General features: G+C 56.9%; 10 protein-coding genes and 2 pseudogenes. 9 read left to right on the top strand and 3 right to left on the bottom strand.

The features are described from left to right. Positions 1 to 1,049: 1,049 nt before the first annotated feature. A complete protein-coding gene (locus XH81_RS30720; RefSeq protein WP_271596533.1) occupies positions 1,050 to 1,925 on the top strand; it encodes a TauD/TfdA dioxygenase family protein in 876 nt (291 codons plus the stop codon). 891 nt (positions 1,926 to 2,816) lie between these two features. Here XH81_RS30720 and XH81_RS30715 read toward each other — a convergent pair. Then, complete coding sequence (locus XH81_RS30715; protein WP_271519284.1) at positions 2,817 to 3,098, bottom strand: helix-turn-helix domain-containing protein; 282 nt, start codon at positions 3,096 to 3,098, stop codon at positions 2,817 to 2,819. Between the two features lie 618 nt (positions 3,099 to 3,716). On the opposite strand from XH81_RS30715, the gene XH81_RS30710 reads away from it, so the two are divergent. The 3 genes from XH81_RS30710 (at position 3,717) to XH81_RS30700 (ending at position 4,930) form a co-directional block, all read left to right on the top strand. After that, a complete protein-coding gene (locus XH81_RS30710; RefSeq protein ID WP_271596532.1) occupies positions 3,717 to 3,989 on the top strand; it encodes a DNA -binding domain-containing protein in 273 nt (90 codons plus the stop codon). A 163-nt stretch (positions 3,990 to 4,152) separates the two neighbouring features. Further along, positions 4,153 to 4,347, top strand: coding sequence for a transcriptional regulator domain-containing protein (locus XH81_RS30705; RefSeq protein ID WP_271596531.1), 195 nt, complete (start codon positions 4,153 to 4,155; stop codon positions 4,345 to 4,347). Then, positions 4,295 to 4,930 (top strand): DUF2285 domain-containing protein, encoded by a 636-nt coding sequence (locus XH81_RS30700; RefSeq protein WP_271596530.1) that lies wholly within the window; start codon positions 4,295 to 4,297, stop codon positions 4,928 to 4,930. The genes XH81_RS30705 and XH81_RS30700 overlap by 53 nt, the downstream gene beginning before the upstream one ends. 246 nt (positions 4,931 to 5,176) lie before the next feature. On the opposite strand, the gene XH81_RS30695 is transcribed toward XH81_RS30700, so the two are convergent. Together XH81_RS30695 and XH81_RS30690 are read right to left on the bottom strand one after the other, a co-directional pair. Further along, positions 5,177 to 6,085 (bottom strand): LysR family transcriptional regulator, encoded by a 909-nt coding sequence (locus XH81_RS30695; protein WP_271596529.1) that lies wholly within the window; start codon positions 6,083 to 6,085, stop codon positions 5,177 to 5,179. A 152-nt stretch (positions 6,086 to 6,237) separates the two neighbouring features. After that, the gene (locus tag XH81_RS30690) at positions 6,238 to 6,525 is read right to left on the bottom strand and encodes a helix-turn-helix domain-containing protein (protein WP_271596528.1); all 288 of its coding nucleotides are present in this window, start codon (positions 6,523 to 6,525) and stop codon (positions 6,238 to 6,240) included. A 2,515-nt stretch (positions 6,526 to 9,040) separates the two neighbouring features. Between XH81_RS30690 and XH81_RS38800 the strand changes: the two are divergent. The 5 genes and pseudogenes from XH81_RS38800 to XH81_RS30685 form a co-directional block, all read left to right on the top strand. Then, a pseudogene (locus XH81_RS38800) lies at positions 9,041 to 9,376 on the top strand (AMP-binding protein); the annotation flags it as partial. 18 nt (positions 9,377 to 9,394) lie between these two features. Further along, positions 9,395 to 10,126: pseudogene (locus XH81_RS38795) on the top strand (AMP-binding protein); the annotation flags it as partial. Between the two features lie 195 nt (positions 10,127 to 10,321). Continuing rightward, positions 10,322 to 10,417 carry a phosphopantetheine-binding protein gene (locus XH81_RS38790; protein ID WP_442868211.1) on the top strand — a complete coding sequence of 32 codons (96 nt, stop codon included), beginning with the start codon at positions 10,322 to 10,324 and terminating at the stop codon, positions 10,415 to 10,417. Between the two features lie 356 nt (positions 10,418 to 10,773). Further along, positions 10,774 to 11,163, top strand: a complete 390-nt coding sequence (locus XH81_RS38785; protein ID WP_442868210.1) for an E2/UBC family protein — start codon at positions 10,774 to 10,776, stop codon at positions 11,161 to 11,163. A gap of 169 nt (positions 11,164 to 11,332) precedes the next feature. Further along, positions 11,333 to 12,226: a HesA/MoeB/ThiF family protein gene (locus tag XH81_RS30685; RefSeq protein ID WP_271596527.1), complete on the top strand. Its 894-nt coding sequence runs from the start codon at positions 11,333 to 11,335 to the stop codon at positions 12,224 to 12,226. Positions 12,227 to 12,293 lie beyond the last annotated feature (67 nt).

The raw sequence follows: 12,293 nt of genomic DNA, 5'->3' as shown, positions 1-12,293 counted from the left end.
AGCCGGGCCAGATCGGTAGTCACAGGCCAAAGAGGATCTCGGGCGAGTATGCTGAATCGGCGGCTTTGATTTGTTGCAACAGTCAGACCGATAAGGAATAGACCCCGGCTTACGATCTGTAGTCCGGCGTGGCATTCCGTGTCGCGCGCTCATGGCAGGGCAAAATAGCCATCCGAAATTTGCGAGATCTGAAAGCGCAGAGACGAGTTACTGTCTCTTCGTCGTTCTGTTTCCGTTGTGTGGGCTCAACTGCCACGAAGCCAAACAACATGCAGTCCGTAAGGAGCATTTAAGTTTTCAGGCGGACCAAACCAAGGTCATCGCCGCAACAGCCTGAATTGCTGCCGAGTACAAGTTTCGAAAATTGAGGGATTCAGTCCGTGGTTAAGCTGTCTCGGAAGTTGCATCGTTCTCGTTTTGCGCTCCGGCCGATGATCCAAGCCAGCCGTGGCAGCAAGTGATCAAGCTCATCAAACAAGTCGCGCATTGAACAACTCCAAATCGCAAAAAAATGATCAACTACCCGTTGAAGTGACTGTGGTCGCTATATACTATGTTAGGTAGATATCCTCAAGGCGGTGGGTCTTGTCCGCTTCGCGAGCGCATGGAGCGAACCAGTTCCGATCTCTTCTGCGCATGAGGTCGCACGGGTTGAACGGGGACGACGCAGCCGTTGTTCGAGGATCTTCCAAGCATCAGTTCTGAGACAAGGCGAACCTTGCGCAAGCTCGAAAAGAAAGCTGGTTTCGTTTCATGGACTGGACATGGATTGCATCTATGATCTGCACTGTTGATCAGGCTGCAAATCGATGTGGTGGCCTTATGCGAGTATTCTTTGAGAACGGCAATGGCCGTGTCGACACGCAGAGGAACGTTGGAATCTAAAATAATGGTGGTGTGTGTCAGGGGTCGGCCGTTTGATTGAACAGTAGTGAGCACGCTCAGACAATTCGGATGCTATTATCAAGATTTGTCTTTCCGGTTTGTCGCCAACCACCGACGCGGAGCGCGTTTAGACAGCAGAGAGAGGCACCGTCATGAGTGGAACTATGGCTATTGATAGCGTTATTCCGCGGGCAAACATCGTCAAGCACGGGGATCGGCTTGGTGCCGAAATCAAGAACATCACGCTGTCTGACGAGTTGCCTGACGATGTCATCGTAGCGTTCCGCCAGCTGCTGCTAGAGCAAAAGGTCATCTTCTTCCGTGATCAGGGGCATCTCGACGATGCCCAACAACAGCGTTTTGTTCTGCGACTCGGCTCGTTGGCACGGAATTTGACAATGGCGGAGACGATGGGCGGTTTAGCGATCCCGCAGAAGCTGCCTGACCGCGCCTGGAGTCATCTCAATCAGATGAACGATGAGCGCGTCCGCACAGCCATCTCGGTGCTGCGGCTCGCAGCGGTCCCGCCTTCTGGCGGCGACATTGCTTGGTCGAGCAGGGCAGCCGCATATCTTGATCTTCCCTATCCTCTGCGGATGCTCGCAGATAATCTCTGGGCGGTGAGCTTCGGGGTATCTGATCTCACTGCGACAGAGAGAACCACCGAAGCCAACAAGTGGCCTTGGTGCGGCGTATCCACCGGAACGATATACGAAACGGCATATCCGATTGTTCGTGTTCATCCCGAGACTGGCGATCGTATGCTCTCGCTCGGTCGTTCCATACAGAACTTCGTCGGCCTGCAGCGCTATCCCAGCCAAAAACTGTTTGAACGGCTGCACTCCTATCTCATCGCGCCCCGGAATACCCTGTACTGGAAATGGAAATCAGACGACGTCGTCATGTGGGACAATCGCGCGACTGAGCCGTACCCCGTCAGCAAATCCAGCAGTCCTTACTGGACAATGGACCAGCTTGCGATTGACGCCCGCGTACCGCGCGTGAAGAGCTCAAAATCGAGGGCGGCAAAGGCGGCCTGACATTGTCCACATCTCCCGGATCATGTGAGACGCCCGGAGACCCAAGTCCAAGTTGCGGTCCTGCAATGTCACGGAGCCGCCCGTCTTGTGTGCGAGGACGGCTAACGGGCGCAGCTGCCACCTGTTTCCAGCCCTAACTGCAGTAATCTCAGGCATGCTCCGCCGGTCAAACCGATGACGCTGCATTTTGATGATCTGATGCCGTTGGCTCTAGCTCCGCGAGCAGCTCCCTTTCATCGTCTCCGGAATTGTCAGGCCCGAGGTTGCTCACACCCAATTCAGACATATTCGCCAACTGGCGAGGCGCCCGATGTCCGTGATTCACATCGCGCCGCCCCGGCAGAAACCATCCCGTGGCGATCGCGCCGGCGTCTTAGGTGTGAAGAACAAGCCCTCAATCGAGCCTTCCAGGAGGCCCTAAATTGCGCCCCTGCAAGCGCATCGCAACTCCCCGATCTCGGGCCAGCGGAAAGGTCTCATGGTCGAGCCGTACATCAGCTTAATCCTTCGCCCGACAGCTTTTAGGGCGAATCTGCTCCCATGCTCTTACGCACCAAGGTAGCAAGGCCCTCCACGCCTTGCAGAAGTCTTTCAATTGGGCCATTGCGATCACCTAAGGCCTAGCCGGCAAACCGATCAAAGCTCTAACGGGACTCTTCGAAAACTTCGGTTTCAAGCCACCGTCGGCAGGATTACGCGAGCAGCGCAGGCCCTCAGTTCGAAGATGCGTGGCATTATAGCAGGCCGCTCCCAGGGAGCGCCAAACGGAACCCTGCTGGCAGTACATCGGCTGGAGGAGGAGATCGGAAGCATCGGCTGTAGATTGATGAAGCACGTGGGCCGCTCCGGCTCGATTCCGCCCGACCCTTAGCGACGTGGCTCGCTCAACAATTACGTCTTGTTTCGGCCAAGCCGTGCCGGCTTGCGCCCTCTGGACATCGGCTTGGGCGGCATTGCGCCTTTAGCTGGCTGTGTGAATAATTCCGACAAGTGAATACCCAAAGTCGTGGCGATGCGTTCCAAGAGATCGATAGTCGGGTTCTCTTTCTTCTGCTCAATGCGCCCCATGTATGAGCGGTCGATCCCTGCATCATAGGCCAATCGGTCTTGCGGAATGCCCCGCTCTACGCGGATCCGGCGCACATTCCAGGCCACAAGCGCACGAGCGTTCATGCGCAGAGGCAGCCATTCCGATGATTATTAAACCACTGGTTATAGCCAGACTATTACAATAAGCTGGGACCCAGCAGTGGCTGTCCTCCCCAATTGATTCGAGAAATCAGGCAATGGTGAGGTGCTGACGCGGGTAGCGCGCCGCGTCTTTTCGTCGTCCATCGCAAGCGCTCTGGCGCGGGCAATAGCTGGCGACTAGCAGCAGAGAGGGCACCGCGCTTGGAAGTACCTGCGCTGTTTTCGGCGCGCCGCGACTGGATAGGACGAATGTTCAATTAGAGCTCGAAAGGGAAACGAATTTTCTTCAGCTGGGAGGTTCTGGTGATTGCCTTTCGCAGGTCTGAGGGGTCGTCACCACGAAGCACCATGACCTTCCACTAGAAATAGCAGGGACAACCTAGTTACGAAGCGCATGTGTAATCGCTTCCAGTGTGGACTGCGATGAAAAGAGAAAGCGCAGCATGAAGGCAACAGGCCAATGTGAGCCGATATGCGCTTGCGTCTTGGCGCGAAAAGGAGATTGGCGTGCGACCATTGGGTAGGTACCAAAATGACCTGAAATTAGTTATCCTCGCTCTGATTTCGGTAGATTTTTCAGCTGGGTAGGAGTTTTAAGCAGTGCCGGCCGAGCCGAAGATCGCAGAATTGGCGCCCAGCCTCGACGAGCTCACGTCCTATGACAAGGAGCATGCCGTTGCCTACATGCGACTTCTTGATGCCGACGCTGACGAGGCAGATTGGCGTGAAATCGCGCGCATCGTGCTTGGGCTTGACCCGACCGTTGAACCGGATCGAGCCCGACGCACCTTCGAAAGTCATCTGACGCGCGCCAAGTGGCTAGCAGGCAAGGGCTATCGTGATCTGCTACGTAGCGGTTGGCCAAGAAAATGATCAGCCCGCATGTCGAGGTCGTCGCAATCCTCGCAATCGCAAAAGTTGATTGTTCCATCGATTAGTTGCGTGGAAGACGCGCACACGGTAAGCAAGCAGCCGGAAAGCGCCACAATCATCGGCTGCATTTTGCCGCGTCTGAATATTGTGCGGGAAAGGTGCTATGCCGGATACTGACTGGAGATCTGAGGAAGCATACAGCGGGCTCAAGACGGCAGATGCTGCCGACCTGGCCTGGGAGTGGCTGCGCCGGGATCACGACTACCAAGAGGACTATAAGCGGTTATCTCGCCGCCAACGTTCAAGTGCGGCGGCGGGCGAGTTCCGACGCAAGTGGGGGCTCTCGTTTTCCTGCTGATCCGCAAACCACTTTCGACAAGCAAGCCGTCTTTTGGGCACCTGAGGTGCTGCCGACCGTACTGGCTGTGCGGGCGGCTGGCCGCAATGCGCCCAAAACGTATCAGCTCGATTTGAACAATCTGCCCGGCGGCGAGCTTCGCCGTGCTCCGGATGGATGGCATGCGATCGTGCCGCTCGGGGGCACGAAGCATCGCCTTTGGCTGAGAGAGCTTCCGCGGAGCGGATATGCGGTCGCCGTTGATCTGCCACTCGATGCCGATTTCGAGCTTCGCCTTCGGGCCGCACGTGGATTTTGGCTTGCCCTTCAGCGTCGGGCGCTCGGAGATGCCCCACTTGCTTTGCCCGCTTTGAAGCGGCGTCGGCTGATCCTGGCGTTGCGCGCAGTGGACGGATGGCAGCAAGGAAATAGCTATCGCCAAATCGCGCAAGGCCTGTTTAGAAGCCATCGTATTGCCGAGCGCGCCTGGAAAACAGACGATTTGCGCAGCCGAACCATTCGCCTTGTTAAGCTGGGGCAGCGGCTCATTCGCCTACGCTGGCGAGCATTGCTCGCCAAACGCAGGGGCATGGACGACAAATAGTGGGTTGCGGCGCCATAAATGGCCTTAAATTCCGTGCGGCCAGCCAATTCTTCTGCTGACTGGCACGATGGTGGATAGGATAAAGTCTTCGCGTCCCGATATCTCATTGCTGGCGCCTTGATTGCTGCACCAGAGCGGCGCCATGTTCGTAGGCTTTGAAGACGGTGCTCGAATAGTTTTCTTCACCTGAGTGCTCTGGACTTGAAATTGATCTCCCCCTGCCGCGGATTGAGGGACCGTTAGACCTCAGGCCGCCTGCGCAGGTGCTACCTTCTTGCAAAGACGAGCCAGCCATCGACAAAATGAATGCGCGATCTCGGGGTGCGCGCTGCGATCTACGGCATAGGCGCGATATCGCATGCCACTTGGAGTGCGGGTGCCAGGGATGATCTGCAAAGCGCCCCCTCTGACCAGATCTCCTACGATGATTTCCGGCGCGACAAGAAGGCATTTTCCCGTCATGACGGCCGGCAGAGCAAGATAGTTGTGATCATACCTGGCGCCCACTCGTATCTCGCTCGAAGACAAATTCATGGCCCTCAGCCATGTCGGCAGGATGTCGGGACGGGATGTGACGTGCACTATCGGAGTTGAGCGAACGATCGAGAGCTCTCTGCCTCCGACCAGATTTGGCGGGCCAACGCACACGAGCTCCTCTTTGTAGATCTCCCAACTGTCGGCGGGTTCGATGACGGAAAGATCCCGCGTAATCAAAATATCGAAATCATCCGAAGATGTCGGGTGCGCCAGCGAGCTGATGATGTCTACGATAACGCCACCCGCTTCAGACGAGAAAGCCTGCAGATTTGGAATAAGGATAGAGAAAGAAAAGGTCGACAGTGACGTGCGAACCACAATCCGGTTCGTTCCTGCGCCTGCACGGCGCCGCATTCTCTTCGCGGTGAAGCTGACGGTTTCGAGCGGTTCAGATACTGCGTTTGCGAATAGCCTTCCGAACTCGGTTAAATCGCTGCGCCGTCCACGCCGCTCGATGAGATCAGCACCCAGATAATCCCGCAGTACGGCCAAATACCGGCTGACCGAACTTTGCGTTGTCCCCAAAGTGGTGGCCGCGCGCGTGACGCTGCCTTCGCGAGCGACCGTCACAAACGCGCGGATGGCATTTAGAGGAACTTCATCGTCTCGAGCCGCCATTGTCTGCTCCGGCGCCAGAATCAAAGCCCATCACAATATTCGATGCCCATAGCCCGATCGCTGCGTATCAGCGTCCGAAACGCATAAAATCCTCTTGTGAGCGCGATACCTCCGCCGGCAGCGCACGACATCGGTGTCTCAGATAGTGTTTGTCAGACTGAAGTCCTTTTGCCGCGTGTGGGCTTCGGCTTGCGGCCTTTAGGTAAGGTTGCAGGTGGCGGGGCGCCCTTAGATGGCCGAACAAACAGTTCGGAGACAGCTACGCCGAGCGTCTCGGCAAGGCGATCAAGAAGATCGACTGTCGGGTTCGCTTCTTGGCGCTCAAGTCCACTCATGTAGGAGCGATCAACTCCTGCGTCGTAAGCCAATTGCTCCTGCGGAATACCGCGCTGGACGCGGATCCGGCGCACATTGTAAGCCACAAGCGCACGAGCTCTCATGCGCAAAAGCAGCCATTTCGACGGTCATCAAACCACTGGCTATAACCCGCCTAAAAACATCTCTCGGTTGGAGGGTATGCGTGCCACCGGATCGCTTTTCCGGACGCTACGGAGCGGCCCGCACATGCGTTGGTATGTCGACCGTCTTGCAATTCGCGGCAGCGCAGGATTTCGCGGGCGCTGGCCGAAGCTCACCCGAACTGCTGCTGCCTTGGTAGCGGTTCGATTCCGCTACCCAATTCGCATTAGAGGCCTGCAGGCAAACATAACTGACTGAGACAGGCGATGTTCCTCCATTCATCGAAATGGAATTGCAGCTCCGATGATATGAGCCGGCGCTGGTTATCGCGATCGCAGCGACAATTGTTCAGCCATCTTTATAGTGTTCTTCATCCCTAGATCAGCGCAGACGGCGGGTTTCCGGGACCCTAATCTCGTTCATTCTCTGGACTCAGAGAATTTCGTCTACCAGTACAACATCTTTGCGGACGTTCCGCACGCTGCCATCAGTCATGATCCGGAATTTTAGGCTATCCCATCCGCTCAAGAGGCGCGACGGCGAACTCTCTCAGCTGAGGCTCAAGGAACGCGAGCCGGTCGGGTTATCAAGTATAACGGCCAGTTCAAATCGCAGGCGGTACGGCAGGTCGTAACCTCCCTTGGCAGTGGCCATTGACTGCCCAAGAGTGGCGTCCAGAGAGCAAAGTCTCGCAAGCCGACTTGAGACGCGCAGGCGTTAGCGCGAAGGCAAGCGGCGAGACGTCGCGAATTGGATCCGCCATTGTGAAGTCGAACAGATGGCCACGCGTATCGTTAGTCAGGATGTGCGAGGACGAGCCAATTGAGATTCGGCGCGCGGTTGAGATTAGCTGAGAGGTTTCGGCTTGGCCCTTGTCCGGCTAATTCGAGCGCCGCGGGCCAGCATACTCCTTAGGCCATTCAGCTGAGAGATTTCGATGTTGCCCAGCGGAGACCAAGAACGGCGAGGGTGGTGCAGAACACCGAGAGCAGTGCAGACGCGACTGCCGCTGTGGAAAGCATCCGATGCTGCTCCGGCTAGCCGCTATGCTAGCGAAACTAGCGGGTGGCACGGCGATCGGGTAGTGAAACCCTGAACGCGCTGTTCGTGGCCGATGCCGCAAGCCTCTGGGTCGCTGGCCACCTTTGCTTCCGTGAGCGCCAAGCCCCTCGCGATGCTAAGTGTATTGCCGAAAGGTACCGCAGGGCACCTGCCTGTACGAGTGCGCAAGTCTTCAAGGGCGCTGTCCCTACGCTGCCAGCGACGTCAAGTGTCAACGGCGACGTGACTCGGCGCTCAATCTCTGGAACGCGCCGCTAACCTTAGCACCAGCCTTCCCCATTCGGTATCACACCTCGCCCCTCTAGGGTGCCGCGAAGTTGTAGGCTTCGTACGACTGCCAATCACCTACCTGAATTGGTTGGATTGTCTGCTACTTTGCAGCTGGCTGCTACCTTCGCGGAGAAATTGGAGATGTACTAAGCCCCTCCGCTGCATGAAAAAGCGCTTACACGCTGCCGCTTATGACAGAGCCCAAGAATGTTGGCCGGGTAAGACAAGAGGCATGGAAGCGATCGCTTGAAAGACCACGCGCCGTCAAAGCTTAACATCGCGAATCTACCTCGGCGCAAGCGCCCCGGGTTCCGAGGCTGAAAAAGCGTGATGCGGCTAACAGGGTCGTTCTCCGACACCGGAAGCAGCGCGGGCGCGACTCGGCGCCGGTCGATTTTGGGACTGGATCGGCGCTGTCCCTGCCGCACCTGCGCTGCAGATTGAGGGTTAGCAGGAACGTGACTCGGCGCTGTCCCATTCTGGTAGTGGCGCTGTCTCTACCACGCCTCGCTAACCCTAGCGGCTCTGTACCCACGCTAGCTTTCCAGAAGCTGACAAAAACCTGTGCGGTAATTCACAAATGAAGAGCAGCTGCTGTGGCCCATTGCCGACCGCTCCGATGGGGTGGTGGTGCAGGCTCAGGTGCCGAGAAATCGGACATTGCGCTAATCACAAGCTGTAACGAGCGTGTACGCGCGTTGATTGCGGGTACCATGCAGACGATAGCAGGTCCTCTACAAGAGTAGGTAGGTGCCAAAGTGGGCGCGGGATCCTAGCGTCCTCCTGTTCCTATGCCGATCATCGAGCCAGAAGCGAACACCGAGAAGGTCACACGGACAAAACCTTACGACGAGCGGAATCAGGCTGGCTGCCCATGCACACCCGGACGAGCTCCGGAGTTCCGATTTGGGCGCCGAAGGAGGCGACGAATGGCGAGGCGCGTGCCTACGGAAAATCAATCAGTCAAGAAGCAGTCTATGGAACGTCCACCGGTTGACGCGCTCACGGCGATCAATCGTCTGCAGGTTCCGTTCCGGAGAGAGTTGCGCTGAGGCGCGGCGCAGACGAACTCACATATGAGGCGCTACGCTCAACATCGGACGCCCTTGCAAGGACCTTACGTGAGCAGGGTGCTCGCGGCGCGGTCGTGGCCTATTTGGAGGACGGGACCTCGACTGGGCGGCGGCGGTCATCGCAATTTTGATGGCTGGATCAACGTATCTACCACTCGATCCATCGCTGCCGGCTTCCCGCATATCATTTATTATCGAGCAGAGCCACTGCGCTCCGTTGATCGGCCGAGACCGGCCAAAGTCGCTCCGCCTATTACAGGAGAGCAGCAAAGCAGCTCCTCAATTCGTAGGTATAGAGGCGGCACTCGCTCCGGGTGAAGACCTCCTCTGTTGTGCCATCGCCGAACGGGATGATCTCGCCTGTATTCTGTTTACGTCTGGTCGACGGGCAAGCCTAATATATCAATCATCGATGATGCGACACTGAGATCGCCGTCTCCTTCAACCAATTCGACGATGCGGTACCACGGTCGTCCAACTTGTTCCGTCGATGCTGGCAGTGCTTGTTGAATATCTGCAATCGCTCGCCGCGGCGGAACGAGGCATGGACGGCTTGCCGATTATTTCTACGGTGGGAGAGCCGCTAACGCCCGGATTGGCGCGTGCGTGGCTTGCCTTGTATCCCCGCGTTTCGATTCTCAATCATTACGGGCCGACCGAGTGTGCCGACGGGGTGACGCATCATTTGGTTTCAATGCCGCCAGCGCTGGCTGAGCCGTATGTGCCGATCGGCAGACCAATTCAAAACGCTGAGGTTTATGTCGCCGACGGACCACGGCTATGCAAGGTAGGAGAAATCGGCGAAATCTGTGTTAGCGGCGTCGGTGTCGCGGCCGGTTATGTCCATGACCATGTCCGCACCAAGGATGCGCTTGGGCCAAACCCATTCTCAAACGACCTGTCTTTCCGCCGCCTATATCGGCCAGGTGATCTTGGACGCCTCCGTTCCGACGGCCTTTTTGGAATGTCTCGGTCGACGGGATGGTCAGGTCAAAATTCGCGGGCACAGAATCGAGCTGGGCGAATTCGAAGCTCGTTGTCCGCTCATCCATTGGTGCATGGTGCCGTCGCAGTCGCCTCTGTCTGCGCAGGTGCAAAACTTACGGCGCGGAATATAGCTGGGGCGGAGGGACAGGCGGACACAGCGACTTGTCGCGTATGTGTCGGCTCCAGCTGAACTGGCGGAAAGCGACCTTCACAATCTTCTTGCTGAGGCACTCCCGAATTACATACTTCCCGAAAGAATCATCCACGTCGGTATTCCGCTGACTAGGAATGGAAAGGTCGACTTTTCAGCATTGCCCGACCCGGGGAGCGTTCGGCCGGTATTGTCAACGCCTTTCGAGGACCGCAATCAGACCTCGAAGTCCGCTTGCGTCAAATCTGGTCAGGCGTTTTGCATATCGAGAACATAGGTGTGAATGACCAATTCATAAGCCTCGGCGGAGACTCGCTCCGCGCAATCTGATAATGGGGCAGTTGCAGATCGTGCTGTGAGTGAGAGCGGATTTCAGATTGGTCCTGAATGGGGCGATTCGATCTCTTGCCACTTCGGTCGAGGCTCGCGCCGGGCCCGATCCATGCACAGCCTTGACATACCGAAAGCTTAACCGATCACCTCTGACGCGACTCCTCAAGGCGCGAGATGCTCCGGGACGAAGCTGCGATCGAGTCGCGTTCGATTGCGACGTCTTGCGGCCCGAAAACGGGATCTCGTGGTCTTGTTCATCGCGATTCCCGGCTCAAACGCTAAAAACCGACGCCCCCTCTGCTCTAATCTATGGGACATGGAGTCTGGTCAGCGCATGGGCTTTTTGAAAGAGGGTGCGTCCTTCACAACTAGCGCGGGTTTGTGCGGCAGAGAGCGAGACTCCGCCCGACGGTACAGTTCGCAATGGCATTATCTTTCCGGGCTTTCAATTTGCCGGTAATCTGTTTACTCGCGAGGGCGATCGGCTTCTGAGCTGTACGACGTGCGACCTGATGATATTGATCCCGCCGCAGTATGCGACGACTAAGCTCGACAGCTTCTATACTCGTCCGTACTTGACAAGACAGGACGGCAACGGCCCGCAGAACACTACTACCGATCATGAGCTTTTTGGTGCGAAATGGCAGTTTTGGTCGCGTCATCTAGCAAAGGACCAATGGCGGCCGGATATCGATGGCTTGGAAACCTACCTACAGCACGTTCGGGACGCCCTTAAGGAATGACCCGCGTAACATTCACCATCCTTGAAGAGCAGCGTTGGCTCTTGCAGCGAAATATATTTCGGGACGAGAGCGAGTATGCTGCACTTCTTCTCTGTGTGGGCGTTCCCGTTCTCGCGACCCATGGACGGGTGAGGAGGAGGAGCGGATTGTTGCACGCGAGATTATTGAGGTGCCCGAGAGCGCATTCATCAAACGCTCTCCGGTCGGCTTTACCTGGTCAACGGCACCTTTTTACCAGGCACTGAAGCGTGCTGAGCCGCAGAACTTTGCGGTTGCGGTCATCCATTCACATCCCGCCGGGTACCTTCGCTTCTCGAGTGCGGACGATATCGCGGAAAAGGAAATGTTTGAGATCGCGTTTAACCGGCTGGACAGTGGTCGACCGCATCTCTCGCTTATCATGACGCCTGATGGGCGGTTGGCCGGACGTGCCTACGGTCCGAACCTCAAACCTCGCCCTGTCGATATGATCCGCGTGCTGGGATGTCGCTGGCGGTTCACATACTCAGGAGTCAAAACTGAAACTGCGCGTCAGGCATTCGACCGCCAAGTCAGGGCGTTCGGCCAGCAGTCTACCTTGGACTTGTCGCAACTGCGCATCGGCGTCGTCGAGTGCGGAGGGACGGGTTCTGCCGTTGCCGCACTTCTCGCAAGAATCGGTGTGCGGCACTTGGCACTTTTTGATACCGATTTCATCGATGAAACAAACCTGAACCGGCTACATTACTCCACGCGGACCGACGCGAACCTTCGCAGATTGAAAGTCGATGTACTAGGCGAAGCAATCGCTGGAATCGGTCTTCCAATTTCAGTTGCGCGTATTCCGCACCACGGCGAGGACATCGAGGCGCGGGACGCCCTCAAGTCATGCGACGTCATTTTTGGCTGTACCGACGATCACTTGGGCCGGAATGTGCTTAACCGATTGGCGCATTTCTATTTCGTACCGATCATCGACCTCGGGCTGCTCATCGACCCCGTAGCGGCGGGGGCTACGATGCGTTTGACGGACGAGTCACTGTCGTCCAGCCAGGCAGCCCCTGCCAGGTGTGCAGGGGATTGATTAAATCCGACATAATGCTCGACGAGGGTCTTCGGCGCAACGATCCTGCAGTTTACGAGCAAAGAAG

The sequence above is a fragment of the Bradyrhizobium sp. CCBAU 25360 genome (genome assembly GCF_028128695.1).
GTDB classification, from domain to species: Bacteria; Pseudomonadota; Alphaproteobacteria; order Rhizobiales; family Xanthobacteraceae; genus Bradyrhizobium; species Bradyrhizobium ottawaense.
This window is presented reverse-complemented; position numbering and strand designations above follow the sequence as displayed.